Origin of the sequence: Rhodococcus wratislaviensis (assembly GCF_041228765.1) — a bacterium.
Classification (GTDB): Bacteria; Actinomycetota; Actinomycetes; order Mycobacteriales; family Mycobacteriaceae; genus Rhodococcus_F; species Rhodococcus_F wratislaviensis.
Map to the genome: position 1 here is coordinate 4735020 of NZ_CP150488.1, position 20350 is coordinate 4755369.

The window sequence follows — 20350 nt, forward strand, 5'->3', positions numbered from 1 at the left end:
TCAATCCCGGTTCAGCCCGAGTGCGCCGAGGCACATCTGGTCGAGGGTGTCGAGCAGAGCCGCCTCGTCGGCCTCGTCGCCCTGGATCAACCACAGGTACAGGGTGTGGTCGACCATGGCGGCCATGGCGCGGGCTGCCAGTACCGGGTCGAGGGTGGCCGTCACCAGGCCGTCCTGCTGCCAGCGTGCGATGGCGCGGGAGGTCCGGTCGATCAACTGACGACGGTGCTCGTGTCGGAGTTCGCGGAACTCGGCGTTGAACGTCGCGACCTGTTCGACGATCGCCATCAGTCGGGCGTTTCGGCGATAGGCCTGATAGTACGAGCGGTTGGAGGCGATCAGCTTCTCCGCCGGAGACAAATCCGTATCGGTCGGCTCCCGGCGGTGCATGTCCTCGAACAGTCGCGTGCTCAGCTCCCGGAACACGTCGTCCTTCGACTCGAAATAGCGGTAGAAGGTGCCGTAGGAGACCTTCGCCTCCTGGGCGATGTGTTCGACCCTGGTGTCGAGGAATCCGACCGTCTCGAACACCTTCTGCGCGGCGTCGAGGAGTGCGTCACGCGTCTTGCGACCACGCGCGGTCAGGGTGTCGGCCGTCGCCGGCGTGGACGGGGTATTGACAGATGACTTGCTCACAGACAAACTCTCCCAATAGATGACATGACTGTCAAGTCATTTTTTAACCCTTCTCGCGACGACTTCACCACATCGGAAGGACCGCTATGAGCACTTCGAACTCCAAGTACGAACTTCGTGGTATCAACCACCTCGCGCTGGTGTGCTCGGACATGCAACGCACCATCGATTTCTACTCGGGCGTGTTGGGCATGCCCCTGATCAAGACCATCGAGCTGCCGGGGGACCTGGGTCAGCACTTCTTCTTCGACTGCGGCAACGGCAACACCATTGCCTTCTTCTGGCTAGCCGATTCCCCCGAGGCCGCGCCCGGTCTCGCCGCCCCCAAAGGACTGCCCGACGAGGGCGAACTCGCCAGTGCGGTGGGATCGATGAATCACGTCGCGTTCGCGGTGCCCCCGGAACAGTTCGACGAGTACTACAGCCGGATGCAGGCCGAAGGAATCAAGGTCAGCCGGATACTCAACCACGACGACAGTCCCTCCGGCGTGTCCCGGCACGTGCACCCGGGCACCTTCGTGCGCTCGTTCTATTTCCAGGACCCGGATGGCGTCCTGCTCGAATTCGCCTGCTGGACCCGCACCTTCACCGAAGCCGATGTCTCGCACGAACCGAGGACCGCCGCCGACCGGCGCGTACCCACCGCATCCTGACCCTGCCCGCCGTCCGAAAGGAGCCGCAGTGCCCCGCTTACGTGAAGTGCCCCGCGCCGAAGTCGCCGACGAGAAGATCCTCTTCTTCTACGATCGACTGTTCGGGCCTGACAAAGATCCCGCCGTCGATCACGGCACCGTCCACGGCACTCCCGGCGACTGGTGGACCGTATTCGCCCAGTCGCCGGATGTGTTCCGGCACGCCGTACGCGGGTTCTCGCTCTACCGCAATGCCTCCCTGGACCCGCTGCTGCGCGAACTGGGGCAGGGCCGGGCCGGGTACGCGCGCGGAAGCCAATTCGTCTTCTCTCAGCACTGCAAGCAGATGCGTTCCCTCGGGATGCCCGAGGGGAAGATCGCGGCCGTTCCGCACTGGCAGATCAGCGACTGCTTCTCCGCACTCGAGCGGGCCGTGCTTGCCTACACCGACGGCCTCGTGTACGACGGCGGCCGGGTACCGGACGAGGTATTCGCGGTCCTGAAGACCCACCTGACGGATCCCGAGATTCTGGAACTGACCTACATCACCAGCCTCTACGACATGCACGCGACCATGTGCCGCGCTCTTCGTCTCGAATTCGACGACCGGCCCGAGTTGGTCGCCGAGGTCGAGATTCCTGCAGGTGTCGAGGTTCGGGATCTTTCGGCCGACCTGTCCGGGGAATGACCTGATACTCGAACATCTGTACAGCAACACTATTCGGCCTGCGTGCTGTCCGCCTTACCTCACGTGTCCGACAAGGTGTGCTGATGTTCGGGGGCCTCGTGGTCGTGGACCGGGGGAGACGCCGAGCACGGATAGTGTGCGACGCTCCTTGTCCGGCAAGGCGTCGGCCCTCCACTTCTTCACCGCCCGGTAGAGCCATTGGCCCACCTGTTCACCGTCTGCGGTGACATAGTTCGCGGGAACAAGTGCGTTGCCGTGTTCTTCGCGGTAGGCGGCGATGGCGGTGAGCATCCGTCGCCGCTTGGCGTCGGTACGTGACACGGCCGGAAGTGGGTCGTCGTCATCACTCCACAGAAATCCGATCGCGTCGAGTTGCTCGATGCGCTGGGGCGGCAGTGTGCCGAGCATGCGGGCAATCCGCTGGCGGTCCTGCCAACGTCCCAGTCGGAAACCGCATTCGGTGACGTAGTCGGCCGGGACCGGAGTTCGGGGGTGCTGGTGCTGAAAGGTGCGGTAGAGCTGCAGTGCGGAGGTTGCGGGCCTGTTATCTCGCATCGAGATCGCATCCTTGTGAAAGCCGTCGAGCGTTATCCGGATAGTCATCACTTCAAGTATGTCAACGAGTTTGACGATCTGTCACGAAAGTCGGCTCGTGTCGCCCCGGGAATGCAATCTCTGCCGGGGCGACGAGTGCCCGAATGCGGTGCTAGTCGTGGATGTCGACGGCGATTCTCGTCGGTTCTGTGAGAGTCGTGACCTGGAACTGCGGGTAGTCGGTACGGAGGCCGACGAACGACTGGGTGCCTCTCTCGTAATTCGGTGTGAGGTGTACCTCGACGACGCTGTACGCCGCGGGGTCCGACAAGGGGTTCGGTCCGTTGTACGCGGCGATCCCACTCTCGGCCGAGGAGTCCGTGTCGAAGAAGTAGATCTGCAGTATCGATCGACCGTTGATTCGTGTCGCGGTCTCTCGACCGCGTTGCGTTGCCTCGGCGACGTATTCGGCGCGCCAGCCAGGCGCGTATGTGCCGCCGAAGTCGTAGACGATGCGATCGAACCCGTCGTGCCGCTCGACGTGCACGCCACTGGCCGTAACTCCGGGGACGGGTGGAGTCACCAGCGCTGTGTGCGGGAAGATTGGGATGCCGGATATCGTCGGGCCCGGTGTTGTCGGTGTTGTCGGTGTGGGAGGGCCGGGGGAACCGGGACCCACGTTCGGGTCCGTCGGTGGGGGAGGATCCGGTGGGTGGGGCGCGGCACCTCCACCGGACTGTGCGGCGGGGACCGTGGCCCACGGGATCGTCGTCCCGTCGACGGATCCGGTGTGTTCGCTGGTCGACTGGCAGCCCGCAGCCAGGGCGATGCATGTCACCATTGCCACGAACGGAATCAGTGTGCGCGTGTCGCCTCTCATGGTCTGGATATCGCCGTGCGTCGACGAGTTGTGACTCACCTCGAATGGACGGCGCGATCTGCTCCGGTCGTCGTGCCGCCGCGAGGTCCCTCACCGAACGTCCCGACATCCGGCGGATCCCCGGCGCGAGGGTTCTCGAAAGTACTGTGCAGCAACGGAGTTCGTGACGGTCGCGTGCGGATGGCTCGATCCGCTCGGGCGAGTCGGAGATGGCCTGCCTCGCGGTGGACACGGCAGATGGCCGTGGCGTTCACAACTCCTCACGTGGGCAGGTCGGCCCCGGACTGTTCGGCGGCCATGTACTCGGCGTACCAGTCGGGCCAGTTCGGGTCTTCCTCACCGGTGCGCTCTTCGTGCCCGCCGTGGGCGGCCGCCGCGCGCCGGAGCGCGGTTGCGAGGTCGCGTGCAGAGCCGAACGAGGTGACGGCGGTGTCGATGCGCCCGGGAAGCCGGGTGGTGATCTCCTGCAGCACCCAGGCGTTGCCGTCGGGGTCGCTGAACGACGCCAGCGAGAAGTAGCTGCGACGGTCCGGGTCCAGCCCGTCGCCTGGGCCGTCCGTGCCGAGGTGGAACAGGGTCACCTCGATGCCGGCGGCAACCAGCTGGTCACGGGCAGCCTCGATGTCGGAGACGATGAGGTATCCCTTGGCGGAACCGGGTGCGGCCGTTGTGAGGTCGGCGCCGAAATGGATCGAGGCGTCGGCGCCGGGCGGGGTGAACTGGACGACGCCGGATCCCGGCGGTGTGACGTCTTGTCTCCAACCGAGCCGGGTGTAGAACTCGGTAGCGCGGTCGACATCCGTGACAGGGATGACGACGACCTCCAGCTTCATGTCGACTGACACGACATTCGTGTCGGTCGCTTCGTTGGTGTGAACTTCATTCGTGCTCATTTGGTTGCCTCTCTGGTCGAGTTGGGGATTGATCGGGGTGGTCCTTCGACCCACCCACGTTTCGATGTCTGGACATCAAGAGACGAACTGCTGACCACCGTCGATGTCGTACGTCGCACCGGTGAGCGCGGTGTTGCTCATGATGTGGACGGCCAGTGCGGCGACGTCGGTGGGGCCGACGACCCGGCCGATCGGAAGCGTTGCCCGCAATTCGTTCCGGCGCTCGTCCAGTCGATCTCCGAGCAGCGAAGCCGACAGCGGGGTGTCGACGAAGCCGGCGGCGATGAGGTTGACGCGCACCGGCGCGAGCTCGAGCGCGAGGGCCGCCGTGAACGGGGGAAGTGCCGCAGTGGCGGCGGAGGCGATCCCCAGTCCGTGACCGATGCGCCGGCCACCGGTTCCGCCCATGAGTAGCAGCGTGCCTCCGGGCCTCATCTTGCTCGCCGCGTTGCGCGCGACCTCGAGCCCCAGCACCACATGTCCGCTGAGTTGCTCGCGCACCTCGTCGGAGTCCATTTCGAGCAGCGGCGCGTAGCGCGGGCCCCCGGCCGTGACCAGCACGTGGTCGATCGGTGTCGGCAGCTCCTGGAAGAACCTCGCCAAGGAGGCCGTGTCGTTGGCGTCGAAGGCCGCGGTGCGTTGCGCGCCGACTTCTGTCGCTGCTTGCTCGAGCCGGTCGGGGTTGCGGCCGGTGAGGACGACCTCGGCGCCCTCGGCGCGGGCGCGGCGAGCTGTTTCGAGGCCGATGCCTGCGCTGCCGCCGATCACGACCACGGTTTGTCCGGCCAGTTCCGGTTCGCGCTGGATGGAGACTGGAGTGGTTTCGGTGGTCATAGTTTCTCCGATCGGTAGCGTCGGCTGCCGATGGCCGGGATGCTTGCGAGCAGAGCTCCCACGCTTCCTCCTCGGGCCCGCCGCAGCCGTCGGCAGGACCAATCGCGACCCAGGGGACGCCGTCGCGGGTTGCACCGTTTCGATCCCGGCAGTGGCGTGACATGTAGTCGCCGGACGGCGTCCACCTACGGAAATGCTTCTACAGTCGCCGCGGCCGGGCAAGGGCGGACGCACCCGAGGGGGCGACTACCGTCGGCACACGATCGTGGGTGGTCTTTCGAGATGTGCCGGTCGAGAGCCTCAACTCCTCACGGGTGGGGGAGCGGTCTCGCGTTTCGAGTGTCGAGTATGGCTGTCATCACCGCGATTTCATTGCTCTGGTCGCGGATCATCCCGCGTGCGATGCGGCGGATCGGTTCGGATGCAACCGCGTGGGTGGCGGCCTCGGCCATGTCGACGCCCCCTTGGTGGTGCCGAATCATGAGCTGTAGAAACAGTGTCTCGGCATCTGCTCCGCGCAGGCGGGCGAGCTGGGTGATCTCGTTGGTACTCGCTGCTCCCGGCATGGGTGCGCCGCCCGGGTCGCTCATGGCGTGATCCGATCCGTGCATCCACTGCATCGGGTGCGGGGTGGTGAACGGCTCGTCGAAGAGGTTGAGCCAGCCGCGCATCGTCGCGATCTCGGAGGTCTGTGTGACGACGATCTGGTCGGCGATGACCCGGACCTGCGGATCGACGTCCTGCGGCAGCGTCTGGGCGATCAGCACGGCCTGCTCGTGGTGCACCGACATGTCCTGTGCGAAGCCGATGTCCGCTGATGACAACTGGACCCCGCCGGGGTTCGTGTCGCGCTCCGACTGCAGCAACATTCCGGCGGCGACCCCGGCAGCACCGAGCACGATGGCGCACAGCAGTAGGACGAGGGGACGGCGGAACGACGAGGGCATGGTGTCACTGCCCATAGGTCGAAGCCTGATTCGCCGGTGGTTGATAAACGGCGTCGTCGAGCTGCAACGCCATGAAGCCGTTGTCGCTGCACGAGGTCCAGATCTGGTTGCCGTGGAACTCCGGAGGCGAGAAGCACCAGTCCGCGGACAGGTCGCCGAACGCGACCATTCCGGCGCGCGGTCCGAACGCGACCCGTGGGTCCGTCTTGCCCTCGAAGACGGCGCGGGCGAGCGGAACGAAATTGAAGAGTGAGACACCGATCAGCGAGGACAGTGCGTGCGGTGAGTTGGTGAGCTGAACGTTCTTGCCGGTCTGTGCCGGCGGGTTGTAGTAGGCGATCTCGCTGATGCGGCTCAGATCGCGAACATCGAACACGCGGATCCCGGACGATTCCCAGGAGCACGCGAGCGCGGTCGGGTCGGCTGGGCGATCGACCACGCAGTAGTGCGGATCGTAGGAGAACACCGAGCCGCCTTGCGACGACCGAAGGTTGGCGGCGGTATTGGCCGGAAGCTGGATCTCGAGCTTGATCTTCTGCACGATCTCGGCGTGCGCCGGGTCGGCGACGTCGAACACTTTGATTCCACCACCGCCGGTTTCGTCGACGGTGAAGATGTAGGGCTTGTCCCCATATGTGACCGGGATGCTGTGCTGGTTGAAGAAGCCGTCGGTCCACAGGTAGGTGGCGACCTGCGGCACCGTGGGATACGGGTCGCCGCGTTGCACCGCACTGATGTCGAGGACGGTGATCCCACCGAGATTCGACAGGTACATCCGGTTCCCGTCGGGGGTGATGCCGAATCCGTGCCCGCCGAGTCCGTGTAATCCCTGCCAGATGATCCGCGGCGAGGCCGGGTTTGTGATGTCGATGGCGGTGAGGAATCCCGGTGCGGGGCCGGACACCCAGTAGGTGTTGCCGTCCGGGGAGAAGCCGCCCTCATGGGAGATGAACGGCAGCGGCATCGTGACGTCGGTACCGGCACCACGGTTGAGCAACCGGGGGTGGGCGCAGTCGGAAATGTCGTAGACGGAGAAGTAACCGGTGCCGGCAGCGATCGGCACCGCCGTGGCCGCGAGCAACTTGCGTGCCTTGTTGACCTTCAGGCTTTCCCAGGTTCCGCCCAGCATCGCGGGCTCGTTCAGCGTCGTGGACAACACCGGCTGCGCGGGGTTCGACACGTCGAGCACCTGTACGCCCGGCGTGGTGGGGTTGAGCAGGTTCCCGGGGAAGAACGTGCTGGTGTAGGAGCAGTGGTCGTAGGTCACCGACAGCAGGCCGCCACCGCGATCCTGTAGGCCTCCGACCAGCGACATGTTGCATCGATACCCCTGAGTGCTTCGGCCGTTGTTTCGGTCCTCGGCCGGAACGTCGCCCTGCAAACCCGTTTCCGGCAGCGAACCGGGACCGCAGTTCGCCCGCGGAACGGCCGTCGAACCGACGTCGTCGAAGAAGAACGTCTCGGCTGACGCGATGGCAGGCGCGGGGCTCGTCGCGACGCCGAGGACGACCGATACCGCCAGGGCCGCGGTCGCTACACCTCGCCGGGCACTTCCTGGGCCTGTCCGCGCGATCAGCATCGAGAACTCCCCCCGGCAATGTGGCCTCAATCACCGGAAGGCTAGCAACCCGTACTCGAGTTCACACACAAATCGGTCAACTCCGCAGAACCGGCAGACGGCGCGTGGACGGTGGCGAGATACGACGCGTCGGACGGATCCCTACACTGTGACTCGTGCGAATCGCGACCTTCAACGTCAACGGGATCCGCGCGGCGCAGCGGCGCGGCTTCGAGGACTGGCTTGGCGACCGCGGCCCCGATGTGGTCGCGCTTCAGGAGGTGCGGGCGCGTGCCGCGGCCATCCCGTCGGGGGTGTTCGGCGACTATCACCTCACGTACGACGAGGGGGATGTCGCGGGCCGCAACGGTGTCGCGGTCCTGACTCGGCGTGCGCCCGTCGCAGTCCGGACGTGGAGTGGCACGGCACTGATGCGTGCACCGGGTGAAATGCACACCGAGAGCGCCGAACTGGGCCCGGAGCCACTGGCTCGGGGTCTGGGAGAGTTCGCGAACCAGGGTCGGTACGTCGAGGTCGACCTCGCCGAGGCGCCGATCACCGTGGCGTCGATGTACCTGCCGAAAGGCGGTCTTCCGGCCCACCTCCAGAAGCCCGGGCGGATGCGGGAGGCGCCCGACGGCGGAGCCCGGTACGACCGCAAGATGCGCTTCCTCTCCGCGTTCGCGCGACAGTTGACCCGCTCGCGGCGCACGGCGCGCGCACGGGGCAGGGAGCTTCTGCTGATGGGTGACCTCAACATTGCGCACGCCCGTTCCGATGTACGGAACTGGCGGCGTAGCAATCAGGCCGAGGGTTTTCTGCCTGAGGAACGCGAGTGGTTCGACTCCATCTTGTCGCCGCGCACCCTCGTCGACGTCGTCCGGCGACACCATCCGGACGCCGACGGTCCGTACTCGTGGTGGTCGTGGCTGGGGCAGTCATTCGTGAACGACATCGGCTGGCGCATCGACTACCACCTCGCGACGCCGCAACTGGCTCGGGCCGCGGTCACGGCCGGCACCGATCGGGATCCGGCAGCCGACCGGCGGATGAGCGATCATGCTCCGGTCGTCGTGGACTACGACTTCTGAGCGGTCCGGTCCCTTGTGCGGCGTCGGCAACCTGGAACTCAGGTGGTCAGTTTCATCGACAAGAAGGCCAAGGTCGCCCCGAACTCCCGGATCTCGCTGGGCTGGTCCGGCCGACATGCCCACTCGATCAGGTCTCGATCGGCCACCAGGTCGGCTGCGCGACGGCGGGACTCTTCGGGGTCGGGCGGTGTAGCCCGCAGCGCATCACCCAACCGGCTCAGGGGTTCGACGAGGGGAATGAGCTCGGAGGGAGGTCGATTCTCAGGCGTGAAAACCCGCTGAGCGCTCTTGATCACCGTCATCGCCGCGAGCCAGGAACCTTCCCAAGTGCCGGCCCGGTCATTCGGTGGTTGCATAACGCCAGCGTAGACATCGAGCGTCGAGTCTCGCGGGTACTGCCCTGAAATCGCGGGTGATCGGTCTACGGCTGTGCGACTACGGTGTTCCCGTTGCCGTCGGTGCAGTTGATCGTGTAGCCGATCTCCGCGGATCCCGGGTCTCCCGCGAGGCGGCATTCCCAGCCGTCGAAGCTGTACACCGGTTCACTCTTGTCAGGCGCGGCGAAATACTTCGTGAGCATGGTGTGCGCCTCGTCGCAACGGAGTGTTCCCTTCACGATGACCACGGTCGCAGGCTTGCCGGTCTCCGGATAGACAATGGGGCCACACTGATTCGATCCGCGTGCCTGCTGGGGGAGCGGCGCTGGAGTGGGCGCGATCGGCGGCGGGATCGCACTGGGGAGGCTCACAGGTATCGGGGTGTACTCGAACTTGTAGCCGCTGGTGGAGATGGTGAACCCCTTGTCCGTTGCATCCTCCCTACACGAGACGCCGGAGAACTGCACATTGCAACTGAATCCGTCGATCGCCAGCGTGGTGTCGTAGGGGAGGACGTGGGCGTTGCCGGGAAAGGGTGCCTGGTTCCAGTTCTGGAAGCTCGGCTCCTTCCCCGCCTCGACCGCGATGACGTTCGCCTCCGCCGGCGGGCCGCCGTCGGGCGACGCGATCTGCGGAGTTCCCGGAACTCCCAATGGCCCCGCGGTGGGATGAGAGGCGCATCCGGCCAACTTCTTCGTGGGAATGATCGCGCACAGCCATTTCCCTGACGGTGTGACGAAGCCGTAGGAATCGGTTTCCGGATCGCCGGCGGCGTACTCCTTCGCATCGACACCGTTGACAGGTGCCTCCGCTGCCGGTGCCTCGCCGGAGGTGCTCGGCGCAGCCGATTCGGTGCCACCGGTCGACGATGCGTCCTGGGTGCAGGCCGCAAGAAACAGCAATGAGGCACCGGCAATCGATGCCAGTGCCACCGCGGGCCGAATCCTGGTCATGCACCACATCCCTCTCTCGTCAGTCTGCTGGACCGATCGGATGAGATGTTCCCACGAATACCGGTGTGCCGCGTGGCATCGATCGATCCGTCCCGAACACTGCCGGCGACACGTGACCGGAGGTGTCGAGAAGGTCCACCCAGGTGTCGCATTACCCCACCCTGTGGTGATGGTGCCGGATCCGGATTCCCACGAGGATCGATCTCGTGTTCCTCGAATTGTCCGGACTCGCGGGCGGCGCCCGGTGAGCCTTCGCGCGCACAGTGCAACCGCCCTGGTGACCGCCGTACTGGCGGTCGCGGTGGCGGCATCGGTCGACTGGCAGGTGTGCCGGGGCGTGTTCAGTGCGACGGAACTGGCATTGTTCGTGTTGGTCGGAGTGGTGTTCGTGGCGGCCGGCCTGGTCGCCAAGAGCCACCGGCCGCAGGACAACCTGGGGTGGCTGCTGGTTGCCGCCGGGCTGCTGTGGCTGGTGAAGGGCTTTCGGCTCTCGACTGTTCCGGCGCTGTTCACGGCAGGTGCGGCGCTGACCAACATGTACATTCCGGTGCTGATCCAACTTGTGCTCAGTTTTCCCTGGGGGCGGTTGCGCCGCCGGTGGGAGCGATGGTTCGTCGGCGGAGGTTACGCGTACTACGCGGTCGCCGTCGTGTCCGAGCTTGCCTTCCTCGACACTCACCGCATCAGCCCGGCTCATCCGCCGTCGTTGAATCTGCTCCTGGTGCGTGACGACCCGCGGGTCTTCGCGGCGTTGCAGGTGATGTTCGGTGCGGTGGGGATCGCCCTCGGTGTGGTCCTGATCGGTGTCGTGGTCACTCGGTGGAGGTCAGGTTCTCCGGCCTACCGGGCGGCTGTGGCGCCACTGTGGATCGCCGCTCTGCTCGGGACCGCCGCAACCGCCTGGACACCGCTGGTCTCCGTGTGGGTGCACAGCCCGCAGCATGCGTGGACGCTGCTTCTGCGATATCCGTCGACTGCACTCATCCCGCTTGCGGTGCTGGTCGGGATGTGGCGCTACCGAGTCGCCCGAGCCGCGGTACGCAACCTGATGATCGAGATCGGCACCACCCCGCTCGGTGACGGCTTCATCGACGCACTGCGGGCGGCATTGCGCGACCCGAACCTGTCGTTGTGGTCGTTCTCCCGCGCGCACGACGGGTATGTGGACGCGCAGGGACGTCCCCAGGTTCTGCCACCCAGGAACGATCCCCGCGAGGCCACGGCCCTCATCCGCGACGGTGTCCTGGTGGGGGCGTTGGTGTACGACCGGGCGGTCGCCGACCAGCCGCGGCTTCTGGCGGCCGTGCGGGCCGCCACCACTCTGGCGCTGGACAATCAGCGACTGCACGGCGAACTCGAGGCGCAGTTCGCGGAGATCCGCAGGGCCCGCGAGCAGACCGTCGAGTCCAGTGGTTCCGCCACTCGCCGGTGCTAGAATCTTGGGCATTGTCGCAGGTCCAGCAGTTGATGTCCTGGCATCTTCCTGTCGGAGTCGCCCGGCCGAGGAGGCCGTCCCATGGCTGAGTCATCGGTACTACCCGCGGATCTCGGCGGCAGCCCAGATCTCGAACGCATCATCCTCGAACACGCCTATCGCGGCGCGTATCTGCAACTCGCACTTCGTGGCGTGCTGGTGCTCTTCATCGCATTGACGCTCGCCTTCGTCCCGCCGATGAACGATGCGGGCGTCTGCGTCGCGATCCTGATCTGCTACGCACTCTGGTCCGGCGGGCTCGCGCTGTGGACTCGTCGGGGCGGTCCGGGGCCGGTGAACGCGATGTGGCTCGCGCTGTTCGTCGACCTTGCGGTACTCGGTTGCCTCACCCTGTTGACTGGTATTGCAGCACAACAGAGTTGGACCGCGGACATCCTGAGCAACGGTTTGTTCGTGATCCCGCTGCTGGCCTCCACGCAGCTGCGCCCGGGCGTGTGTGCGTCCGTGGTCGTGCCTACGGTCTTGGTGTTCCTGGCAGCCAGCTGGGCCACGATGGCCTCGAACGAAGAACCCTGGGCCTCCATCCTGCTCAGCACGATGGCCCTCGCCGTCCTCGGTGCGGGCGCCGTCATGCTCAGCAGAATCCAACGGTCCCGAGTGCTGACCATCGGTCACCTGGTTCGCGACCGCACCGCCCTGCTCGCCGAATTGATGGGTCTCGAACAACGCGAACGACGTGCGTTGTCCGAGCAACTCCACGACGGGGCGCTCCAATTCGTCCTGGCCGCAAAGATGGACCTCGACGACCTCACCGGCAGTGCCGACCCGGAGGCGGTCGATCGCATCACCCACGCACTCACCGAATCCGCGACCCTGCTCAGGGCGACCGTCTCGGAGCTGCACCCCACTGTGCTCGATCGTGTCGGTCTCGCTCGCGCTCTCGGCGATCTCACTCGCTCTGCCCAGGCGCGTGGCGGTTTCGACGTGGAGCTCCTGACGTCGGAGTGGGTCGACGACTTGCGCACATCGGCTGATGATGTGCTGTTCAGTGCGGCACGCGAATTGCTCAGCAACGTGGTCAAACACGCGCAAGCCCGTACCGTCCGAGTCGAGCTGGCGCGGTGGGGTGAGCATGCGGTGCTCGATGTCACCGACGACGGGTGCGGCATCTCCCGTGAGGCGATCGATCGAAGCCTCAGCAGAGGCCACATCGGACTGACATCGCACGAACTCCGTGTCGTCGCGGCCGGGGGCAGCTTCTCCGTCCACCCCGGATCCCGATCCGGGACGGTTGCGCACATCGACATGCCATTCGAGATCGTGACAGCACCCGATTCCCTCACCACCTCGGCGTACTAGCAGTGCGCGGGTCTCTGAACTGCTGAGGTTCGGGGGCTACTCGACGCCGAGCATCACCTCGGTGGATTTCACGAGCACCGTCGCAGCCACACCCGACTTCAGGCCGAGTTCCTCGACCGCCTCCTTCGTGATGGATGCGGTGACGATCTGCTCGCCGCCGTCGAGCTTCACCTTGACCGTGGCCATCACACTGCCGAGGGTCACCTCGGTGATCGTTCCGCTGAGCTGGTTCCGGGTGGACAAACGCATCGTGAGCCTCCATCTCAGGCCATGTCCGTCCGACGCTAGCCGCAACCACCTCGGAATGCGAGTGGAGTGAACGTGTTCGGATCAGTCGGATGTGACAGTGGACGGGCTCGGTTCGAGGAGGGCAGTGACACAGGTCGGGCCCAGGCCTATCTCCGGCCACCCCGCCGCGATCATGATGTCGTGCGGGCGCGTACACGTTCCGAGCCAATAATTCGGCTCCGTACGGTAAGCGGGTACCCCGCCCCACTTCAGCGGCGAACCGGATCGTGGCAGGTAGGGGTCGGCTTCGCCCTCCACAGACCCCAGCTGCAGCAGCACCGACAGATACGACCACTGGGTGTCGGGATCGGTCGGATCGGACAGCGATCGTGTCTCGTGACGCGCACGTTCGGCGGCGCGCCCGGTCGCGGTCAGCGCGAGACGGACGTGGATTCCGGACGAGAAGGCGACGATTCCGAGCAAGTCGAGGGTGATGTGAGTCTTGGACGCCAGGATGGTGGGACCGTGCACTGCGGTCCCACTGGCTGCCGGCGGCGCGAATGCCGGCCAACGCACTCTGCGCATGCCCCGATGGTGCACCTACATCGAGGCAGAATCAACGTGCCACGCCCGCACCGCCGCGGTGTTGTGGAGGCCGCTTATCGTGGAGGGGGTCACAGGCGGGTGTGGGACGGAAGGTTCGCAGGGGAGGGAGTATCCATGGAGGCTCTGCCGGATTCGGGGATGTTGCTCGCGGTCCTCGAACACACTCCGGCGTTAGTGTTCGTGTCCGAATTCGTGTCGGGGCGGATCGTGTATGTCAATCCCGCGGGTGTCGGTCTGCTCGGATTGGGAGATGCCGTGCACGCGTACGCGAGGACGACGGCGGAGCTTTTCACGGATGTCGGCCTCGTGCAGGCCCGTGAGGTGGAGTCGGCTCTGGTCGAGCGGGGGGAGTGGAACGGGCTGACGGAATTCCGCCATTTCGTGACGGGTGAGCCGATCCCGATGCTGATCTCGACATTCGTGCTGCAGTACACGCGGACCGGGCCGTCGCTGATCGCATCGATTGCGCAGGATCGCCGCGGTGCAGAAGTGGACGAACAACGCCTGCACCGCGCTCTGGGGGAGTCCGCGTACCGGGCCCGCGAGCAGCAGGCGATCGCCGACTTGAGCCAACTCGCCGTCGGCGGAGACCTCGACGAACTCCTCGGTGCGGCGGCCGGTGCGGCTGCCGCACTGATGGGTGTGCAGTGTTCGTCGATCGCGCAGATGTCCGACGACGGCGCCCTCGCCGTGCTGGCCTATCGGGGACCCGAGCCCTCGCCGACGGTGTTCGCCCCGGGAAGGGGGTCGCAACCCGGGTTTGCCGCGGCCAGCGGGTCGGTGATCGTGTGCGCCGATCGGGTCCACGAGACCCGGTTCTCCACTGTCGGGATGACGGGGCGCGGGCTGCACAGCGGGGTGTGCGTTCCGATCGGCTCCGAAGCGGTCTGGGGTGTGTTGACCGCGCACAGTCGTCGTCCCCGCGAATACACCGACCGTGATCTGACCTTTCTGCGCTCGGTGACGGCGGTGCTGTCCGCGGCTATCCGCCGCATCGAGGCCGAAGCCGCGTTGGTGCACCAGAGCTTGCACGATCCGCTGACCGGGTTACCGAACCGTGCGTTGGCCCGCCGTCGGCTCGACGAGGCCCTGGACGTCGCGCCGCGCGGCGGCACCCGCGTGGCGCTGTTGTTGGTCGATCTCGACGACTTCAAAATCGTCAACGACAGCCTCGGCCATGCCGGCGGCGACGACGCACTGATCGTTCTCGCCAGGCATCTCCGGTCGGCGGTGCGCCCGGGCGATACCGTTGCCCGCCTCGGCGGTGACGAATTCGTGGTGGTGTGTGAGCACGTCGCAGGTGCAACGGAGGCGGTGGCAATTGCCGCCCGGATCACCGGAAGCCTCGCCGACCTGAACCGGGCAGAATCTCTCGACTGGCCGATCAGTGCCAGTATCGGTGTCGCACTGTCCGATCCGGAGTGCACCCGCGAAGAACTCGTCCGCCGGGCCGACTCGGCGATGTATCGGGCGAAAGCTACGGGGCCGGGCGGTTACGCGCTCTACGACGGCACCTTCTAGGACGGCACCAGAGCCTGATCGGTGCACAGTGGCCGACGTGGCAGGAAGTCGCGGCCGCCGATAGGCACCCTAGGGAGGGGATATTGTCATCTTGACGCGGATCTCGACCCGTCGAATACTTTCTGGACAGGGCGGATCCCGTCGACATCCGACGAGAAGACTCCGCGCTTCGCCCTTGTGACAGAAAGATATTCGCGTCGTCGACTGCTGGTGAACGCATCGGCGTGTCTGGTCGACCTGCATCAGAGGTGAATGCGATGAACACGTGTGCGCACGTTGGTACGAAGCCTGCCCCACTCGGCGGGCATCGCCGCGACGTCGTCGTGGATGTCGGACAGGACTGAGGCGCCCGATGGCCGATTTCGACCCACATGCGACACAGGCGGCGTCGGTCCGTGCAGTCGGCCACGGGATCGTGGCCGAGTTGGACGCCGCCGGGTTCGCAGGTGCCGAGGAGGTGGGCCGGGGCGGCTTCGGTGTGGTGTACCGCTGTCTGCAGCGTTCGCTGGGTCGAATCGTGGCGATCAAGGTCCTGACGTCGGACCTGGACCCGGAGAATCGTGAGCGTTTCCTGCGGGAGGGTTACGCGATGGGTGGGCTCTCCGGCCACCCGAACATCGTCAACATACTGCAGGTAGGCGTGACCGACGCCGGTCGCCCGTACATCGTCATGCACTATCACCCACGCGATTCGCTGGCGGTCCAGATACGCCGAGAAGGTCCGTTGCCCTGGCCGGAGGCGATCAGCATCGGGGTGAAGTTGGCGGGAGCTCTGGAGACGGCGCACCGGACCGGCACGCTGCATCGCGACATCAAACCCGCGAACATCCTTCTCACCGACTACGGCGAGCCGCAGCTCACCGATTTCGGTATCGCGCACATCGCCGGCGGGTACGAAACGGCCACCGGCGGGTTTACCGGGTCGCTGGCGTTCACCGCGCCGGAAGTGCTCAACGGGGAATCGCCGACGGCGAGATCCGACGTCTACGGATTGGGCGCGACGATCTTCTCGCTGATCGCGGGGAGGGCGGCGTTCGAACGGAAGACCGGTGAGGAGCTCGTTGCGCAGTTCGTGAGGATCAGCAGCCAGCCGGTGCCGGACATGCGCGCACAGGGCATCCCGGACGGCGTGTGCGCTGTGATCGAGAGGGCGATGGCGACGAATCCCGCTGCCCGGCCGGCGTCTGCCGAGGAGTTCGGACACGAACTCCAAGCTGCTCAGCAACACATCGGTTTGCGTTCGGACGCGATGGCGCTGGCACCCCTGGAGGCCGCGCAGGCGACCGAGGAGCGCCCGTCGGATTCCGGTGCCGATGGATACCGTCGCATCCAATACGAAGGTTCGGACAGCGGTCAGCGTCCGTGGGGCGAACCGACCCAGCAGCTCCAGCCGGATTCTCATCCGTCGGGACCGCCGTTCTGGCCGCCGAATGGCCCGCCGCCCTGGCCGCCGACCGGAGAATCGGGCAGCATCGGAGAGTCCCGCACAGGTCGGCGCGCGGTCCTGACCGTCCTGGCACTGGTCGTCGCGCTGGTGCTGGCCGGCGGCGGGTACCTCGTGCTTCGGGAAACCCCCGGCCCAGGCACCGCACGACCTACCGTCCAGGACGCCGGCGCGTCTCCTGCCGTCGACCCGACTGCGGCGTGGCGACCGGTCAAGGATGCCCGTGTTGCCCGCCAGCAGACGGCAACGACAGTCGCGGACGGGACGATCTGGGTCTTCGGAGGGTTGGACGACAACGGCGTCTCCGCCCAGCAGGAGGGCTATGACCCGGCCATCGACACCTGGAAGGCCGGCCCCGACCTTCCGGTCCCGCTCAATCATGCGATGGCTGTCACCTACAACGACGAACCCGTACTGATCGGCGGTTGGAAAGCGGAAGGTCAGAATCTGACCGCGGTCGACTCCGATCGGGTGATGGCCATGCGCGACGGCGGGTGGGTGGACCTGCCGCCGCTGAACGCACCGCGGGCGGCTGGGGCCGCGGCCGTGGTCGGCGACAAGATCGTGGTCACCGGGGGACAGGCGAACGGTCAACTGGTGGCGACGACCGAGGTGTTCGACGGCACGAAGTGGACGACCGTCGCGCCTGTCCCCACGCCACGGGAGCATCTGGCCGGGGTGTCGGACGGGACGTATTTCTATGCGATCGGTGGGCGGGATCTGGCGTCGGACCAGAACACCGCCGCGGTCGAACGGTTCGATCCCGCCGCGGGAACGTGGACAACGTTGCCGGCCATGCCCACTCCTCGCGGTGGGCTCGGTGCGGTGTTCATCGACGGCCGCATCGTCGCGGTCGGTGGTGAAGAACCGACTCGCGTGCTGTCGACGGTCGAGGCCTACGACGTGGTGGCCGGGACGTGGTCGGAATTGCCGGCCCTGCGCACGCCGCGGCACGGGATGGCGGTCGGCGCGGTCGGCAACACGGTGTATGCCGTCGGCGGCGGCATCAAACCGACACACGCCGAATCGACCGCTGTTTCCGAGGCCCTGCAGATCGCGCCCCGCAAGACCCAATGGGCGCCGGCGTGGCGTCCGCTGAAGGACGCGCCGATCGCTCGTCAGCAGACGGCGACGGCCGTCGCGGACGGCACGATCTGGGTGCTCGGCGGACTCGACAATGCGGGGTCGACCCCGAAGGTCGAGGGGAACGACCCCGCCATCGACACCTGGAAGGCGGGCCCCGACCTTCCGGTTCCCCTCAATCATGCGATGGCCGTCGAGTACGGGGGCGAGTTGGTGGTCCTCGGCGGCTGGGTGCCGAAAGGCCCGAATCTCAGCGGGACGACGTCCGACCGGGTGCTCGCGCTGCGGAACGGCAAGTGGGTGGATCTGCCCCCACTGAACGAGCCCCGGTCCGCTGGTGCGGCAGCGGTGGTGGGCGACAGGATCGTGGTGGCCGGAGGGCAGGCGAACGGCGCACTGGTGCCGACGACCGAAGTGTTCGACGGCACGAAGTGGACGACCGTCTCGGACATCCCCACGTCACGGGAGCATCTGGCCGGGGTGTCGGACGGGACCTACTTCTATGCGATCGGCGGGCGGGATCTGGCATCGGATCAGAACACCGCCGCGGTCGAACGCTACGACCCCGCCGCGGGAACGTGGACGACGTTGCCGGCCATGCCGACCCCTCGCGGTGGGCTCGGTGCGGCGTTCATCGACGGCCGCATCGTCGCGGTCGGTGGTGAACAACCGACCAAGGTGCTGTCGACGGTCGAGGCCTACGACGTGGCCTCGGGGACCTGGTCACCATTGCCGCCCATGCCCACGGGGGCTCACGGCATGTCCGTTGCGACGGTCGGTCACACCGTCTACGCCATCGGCGGCGCCCTACGGCCCACCCACGCGGAGTCCACCGCGACCGCCCAGGCACTGGATTTCTGGTGAGAGTGCCGGGTGCCGGGTGTCGATGGGTCGATTTTCCGAATGTCTTCTGTCCGTGTAGTTGTGCTCAGTAGAGGGGGACTAGACTTGTCGTTGGAGGGGGCGGGTTTCGGATGAGATGCGACCCGGGCAGGAAGTGGTTCGTGATGAAGGTGACGGCGAAGGCCACCCGTCGTGGCGGCTGGTGGGTGGTGGAGGTTCCAGGAGTCGAGGCGGCTGTCACTCAGGCGCGGCGGCTCGATCAGGTTTCTGCCATGGTGGCGGATGCCGTGCATCTGGTCGAGGATGTGCCGGCCGAGGACGTAGAGGTGATCCTCGACTACGAGATCGGGGATTCGGCGGCGCTCATGGAGGCTCGAGCGGCCCACTTGCAGGTCGAGTCCGCCGCCCACGCGCAGGAATGTGCAGCGCGTGCCTCGCGGGCCGCGGTCGCGCATCTGCGCCGATCGGGTCTCTCGGTGCGTGATATCGGCGTCATCCTCGAGTTGAGCCCGCAACGGGTCTCCCAGCTCGACAGAGCCGGCGCGCGAGCCTGATGACGGTGCGAGCGGCGGGTGCATTCTCCGAGCCGTGATGTCGGTCGCCGAGTATGTTCCCGGCACTTGTGCTGTCGCAAAGGATTTCGATGTCCGACACCATCACGATGTTCCTCGCCGGCGACGTGATGACCGGTAGGGGAGTCGACCAGATCCTCCCCTTTCCCGGCGACCCGGAGTTGAGGGAGCGCTGCGTCCACGACGCCCGCGAGTACGTGGCATCGGCGGAGAAGCGAAATGGCTCGATCCGCGGCCCCGTCGGGTTCGGGTGGCCGTGGGGTGAGGCGTTGCCCGTCCTCGACGCGGCCGAGCCCGACGCGCGCGTGATCAATCTCGAAACGACCGTCACCACGTGTGCCCGCTTCGCCTCCAAGGGAATCAACTACAGAATGCATCCGTCGAACCTCGGGGTGCTCACCGCTGCGCGGATCGACGTCTGCGTACTGGCGAACAATCACCTACTCGACTTCGGTGCCGATGGGCTCGTGGAGACCCTCGACGCGCTGGCCCGCAACGGCGTGCGGACCGTCGGAGCGGGGCGCACCGTGGCGCAGGCGTGGTGTCCCGTGGTCGTGGAGGCCGGGGCGGGTCGTCGGCTGCTGATCTGGGCGGCAGGGATGACGTCGAGCGGAGTCTCGCCGCGCGGGGCGGCCCGCCGGGGCCGGCCTGGTGTCGCGTTCCTTTCGGAGCCCACCGGCGCCGAGGCGGACCGTGTGCTCGACCGGACGCGGCTGATACGACGGAACACGGACGTGGTGGTGGTCTCTCTGCACTGGGGTTCGAACTGGGGCTACGACGTGCCGGATGCTCACGTCGAATTCGCGCATCGGCTCGTCGACGGTGGCGTCGACGTGGTCTTCGGGCACTCGTCGCATCACCCGCGCCCGGTCGAGATCTACCGTGGCCATCCGATCTTGTACGGCTGCGGCGACCTGATCAACGACTACGAGGGCATCGGGGGACACGAGGGCTACCGCGACGATCTGCGGCTGCTCTACCTGGTGACCCTCGACGCGCGTACCCGCGAACTGTGCGAGCTGCGAATGGTGCCGATGAGATCCCGGCAGATGCGACTGCAACGCGCGTCGACACGTGACACCGAATGGCTACGGCGGGTTCTCGACGGGATCAGCCGCGGCTTCGGCACCCGCATCGATGCAGGCGACGACGTCCTCGTCGCCCGCGCGAGGCACGCGAACTGGTAAGTGGCGGGTGTGTGCCGCAGCGGGGTGCGCAGCGCACACCGTGAGCGGA

The 20350-nt window shown here is 66.4% G+C and carries 20 protein-coding genes; 9 read left to right on the top strand and 11 right to left on the bottom strand.

Annotated elements, in window-relative coordinates; translation table 11 throughout:
• Window positions 1-636, bottom strand: a complete 636-nt coding sequence (locus tag WKC72_RS21865) for a TetR/AcrR family transcriptional regulator (RefSeq protein ID WP_112298309.1) — start codon at window positions 634-636, stop codon at window positions 1-3.
• Between the two features lie 86 nt (window positions 637-722).
• On the opposite strand from WKC72_RS21865, the gene WKC72_RS21870 reads away from it, so the two are divergent.
• Both WKC72_RS21870 and WKC72_RS21875 read left to right on the top strand, forming a co-directional pair.
• Window positions 723-1289 (top strand): VOC family protein, encoded by a 567-nt coding sequence (locus WKC72_RS21870; RefSeq protein ID WP_112298308.1) that lies wholly within the window; start codon window positions 723-725, stop codon window positions 1287-1289.
• Between the two features lie 28 nt (window positions 1290-1317).
• Window positions 1318-1956 carry a carboxymuconolactone decarboxylase family protein gene (locus WKC72_RS21875; protein WP_112298307.1) on the top strand — a complete coding sequence of 213 codons (639 nt, stop codon included), beginning with the start codon at window positions 1318-1320 and terminating at the stop codon, window positions 1954-1956.
• A 54-nt stretch (window positions 1957-2010) separates the two neighbouring features.
• Here WKC72_RS21875 and WKC72_RS21880 read toward each other — a convergent pair whose 3' ends face one another.
• From WKC72_RS21880 to WKC72_RS21905, 6 genes are all read right to left on the bottom strand, one after another.
• Complete coding sequence (locus WKC72_RS21880; protein ID WP_112298306.1) at window positions 2011-2511, bottom strand: helicase associated domain-containing protein; 501 nt, start codon at window positions 2509-2511, stop codon at window positions 2011-2013.
• Window positions 2512-2662: 151 nt separating this feature from the next.
• Window positions 2663-3073 carry a hypothetical protein gene (locus tag WKC72_RS21885; protein ID WP_245973244.1) on the bottom strand — a complete coding sequence of 137 codons (411 nt, stop codon included), beginning with the start codon at window positions 3071-3073 and terminating at the stop codon, window positions 2663-2665.
• 557 nt (window positions 3074-3630) lie between these two features.
• Window positions 3631-4263 (bottom strand): VOC family protein, encoded by a 633-nt coding sequence (locus tag WKC72_RS21890; RefSeq protein WP_037239451.1) that lies wholly within the window; start codon window positions 4261-4263, stop codon window positions 3631-3633.
• A gap of 75 nt (window positions 4264-4338) precedes the next feature.
• A complete protein-coding gene (locus tag WKC72_RS21895) occupies window positions 4339-5097 on the bottom strand; it encodes an SDR family oxidoreductase (RefSeq protein ID WP_112298305.1) in 759 nt (252 codons plus the stop codon).
• A 308-nt stretch (window positions 5098-5405) separates the two neighbouring features.
• Window positions 5406-6059, bottom strand: coding sequence for a DUF305 domain-containing protein (locus tag WKC72_RS21900; protein WP_128638493.1), 654 nt, complete (start codon window positions 6057-6059; stop codon window positions 5406-5408).
• Entirely contained in the window at window positions 6049-7623 is a 1575-nt protein-coding gene (locus tag WKC72_RS21905) for an LVIVD repeat-containing protein (protein WP_370179118.1), read from the bottom strand. Before WKC72_RS21905 ends, WKC72_RS21900 begins: the two co-directional genes overlap by 11 nt.
• 155 nt (window positions 7624-7778) lie before the next feature.
• On the opposite strand from WKC72_RS21905, the gene WKC72_RS21910 reads away from it, so the two are divergent.
• Window positions 7779-8693, top strand: coding sequence for an exodeoxyribonuclease III (locus tag WKC72_RS21910; protein ID WP_112298302.1), 915 nt, complete (start codon window positions 7779-7781; stop codon window positions 8691-8693).
• Window positions 8694-8731: 38 nt separating this feature from the next.
• Here WKC72_RS21910 and WKC72_RS21915 read toward each other — a convergent pair whose 3' ends face one another.
• Together WKC72_RS21915 and WKC72_RS21920 are read right to left on the bottom strand one after the other, a co-directional pair.
• Window positions 8732-9049, bottom strand: a complete 318-nt coding sequence (locus WKC72_RS21915) for a hypothetical protein (protein ID WP_037239461.1) — start codon at window positions 9047-9049, stop codon at window positions 8732-8734.
• A gap of 65 nt (window positions 9050-9114) precedes the next feature.
• Window positions 9115-10032 (bottom strand): hypothetical protein, encoded by a 918-nt coding sequence (locus tag WKC72_RS21920; RefSeq protein WP_370179121.1) that lies wholly within the window; start codon window positions 10030-10032, stop codon window positions 9115-9117.
• A gap of 268 nt (window positions 10033-10300) precedes the next feature.
• Here WKC72_RS21920 and WKC72_RS21925 point away from each other — a divergent pair, with 268 nt between their 5' ends.
• Together WKC72_RS21925 and WKC72_RS21930 are read left to right on the top strand one after the other, a co-directional pair.
• Complete coding sequence (locus WKC72_RS21925) at window positions 10301-11458, top strand: hypothetical protein (RefSeq protein WP_255221694.1); 1158 nt, start codon at window positions 10301-10303, stop codon at window positions 11456-11458.
• Between the two features lie 81 nt (window positions 11459-11539).
• Window positions 11540-12817, top strand: coding sequence for a sensor histidine kinase (locus WKC72_RS21930; RefSeq protein ID WP_128638496.1), 1278 nt, complete (start codon window positions 11540-11542; stop codon window positions 12815-12817).
• Between the two features lie 36 nt (window positions 12818-12853).
• Here WKC72_RS21930 and WKC72_RS21935 read toward each other — a convergent pair whose 3' ends face one another.
• Window positions 12854-13066 (bottom strand): molybdopterin-binding protein, encoded by a 213-nt coding sequence (locus tag WKC72_RS21935; RefSeq protein WP_037233989.1) that lies wholly within the window; start codon window positions 13064-13066, stop codon window positions 12854-12856.
• Between the two features lie 81 nt (window positions 13067-13147).
• Window positions 13148-13630, bottom strand: coding sequence for a hypothetical protein (locus tag WKC72_RS21940; protein ID WP_174233728.1), 483 nt, complete (start codon window positions 13628-13630; stop codon window positions 13148-13150).
• A 135-nt stretch (window positions 13631-13765) separates the two neighbouring features.
• Here WKC72_RS21940 and WKC72_RS21945 point away from each other — a divergent pair, with 135 nt between their 5' ends.
• From WKC72_RS21945 to WKC72_RS21960, 4 genes are all read left to right on the top strand, one after another.
• On the top strand, window positions 13766-15172 hold the full coding sequence (locus tag WKC72_RS21945) for a diguanylate cyclase domain-containing protein (RefSeq protein ID WP_370179125.1): 1407 nt from the start codon (window positions 13766-13768) through the stop codon (window positions 15170-15172).
• Window positions 15173-15524: 352 nt separating this feature from the next.
• Entirely contained in the window at window positions 15525-18563 is a 3039-nt protein-coding gene (locus WKC72_RS21950) for a serine/threonine-protein kinase (protein WP_037233986.1), read from the top strand.
• A gap of 143 nt (window positions 18564-18706) precedes the next feature.
• Window positions 18707-19096 (top strand): hypothetical protein, encoded by a 390-nt coding sequence (locus WKC72_RS21955; RefSeq protein ID WP_037233983.1) that lies wholly within the window; start codon window positions 18707-18709, stop codon window positions 19094-19096.
• A gap of 89 nt (window positions 19097-19185) precedes the next feature.
• Window positions 19186-20301 carry a CapA family protein gene (locus tag WKC72_RS21960; protein ID WP_370179128.1) on the top strand — a complete coding sequence of 372 codons (1116 nt, stop codon included), beginning with the start codon at window positions 19186-19188 and terminating at the stop codon, window positions 20299-20301.
• Window positions 20302-20350 lie beyond the last annotated feature (49 nt).

Excerpts from the sequence above, each read along its gene's own strand:
- WKC72_RS21870 (WP_112298308.1), top strand. The coding sequence starts at position 723 with ATGAGCACTTCGAACTCCAAGTACGAACTTCGTGGTATCAACCACCTC.
- WKC72_RS21880 (WP_112298306.1), bottom strand. The coding sequence starts at position 2,511 with ATGCGAGATAACAGGCCCGCAACCTCCGCACTGCAGCTCTACCGCACC.
- WKC72_RS21890 (WP_037239451.1), bottom strand. The coding sequence starts at position 4,263 with ATGAGCACGAATGAAGTTCACACCAACGAAGCGACCGACACGAATGTC.
- WKC72_RS21895 (WP_112298305.1), bottom strand. The coding sequence starts at position 5,097 with ATGACCACCGAAACCACTCCAGTCTCCATCCAGCGCGAACCGGAACTG.
- WKC72_RS21900 (WP_128638493.1), bottom strand. The coding sequence starts at position 6,059 with ATGGGCAGTGACACCATGCCCTCGTCGTTCCGCCGTCCCCTCGTCCTA.
- WKC72_RS21905 (WP_370179118.1), bottom strand. The coding sequence starts at position 7,623 with ATGCTGATCGCGCGGACAGGCCCAGGAAGTGCCCGGCGAGGTGTAGCG.
- WKC72_RS21915 (WP_037239461.1), bottom strand. The coding sequence starts at position 9,049 with ATGCAACCACCGAATGACCGGGCCGGCACTTGGGAAGGTTCCTGGCTC.
- WKC72_RS21920 (WP_370179121.1), bottom strand. The coding sequence starts at position 10,032 with ATGTGGTGCATGACCAGGATTCGGCCCGCGGTGGCACTGGCATCGATT.
- WKC72_RS21930 (WP_128638496.1), top strand. The coding sequence starts at position 11,540 with ATGGCTGAGTCATCGGTACTACCCGCGGATCTCGGCGGCAGCCCAGAT.
- WKC72_RS21935 (WP_037233989.1), bottom strand. The coding sequence starts at position 13,066 with ATGCGTTTGTCCACCCGGAACCAGCTCAGCGGAACGATCACCGAGGTG.
- WKC72_RS21940 (WP_174233728.1), bottom strand. The coding sequence starts at position 13,630 with ATGCGCAGAGTGCGTTGGCCGGCATTCGCGCCGCCGGCAGCCAGTGGG.
- WKC72_RS21945 (WP_370179125.1), top strand. The coding sequence starts at position 13,766 with ATGGAGGCTCTGCCGGATTCGGGGATGTTGCTCGCGGTCCTCGAACAC.
- WKC72_RS21950 (WP_037233986.1), top strand. The coding sequence starts at position 15,525 with ATGGCCGATTTCGACCCACATGCGACACAGGCGGCGTCGGTCCGTGCA.
- WKC72_RS21955 (WP_037233983.1), top strand. The coding sequence starts at position 18,707 with ATGAAGGTGACGGCGAAGGCCACCCGTCGTGGCGGCTGGTGGGTGGTG.
- WKC72_RS21960 (WP_370179128.1), top strand. The coding sequence starts at position 19,186 with ATGTCCGACACCATCACGATGTTCCTCGCCGGCGACGTGATGACCGGT.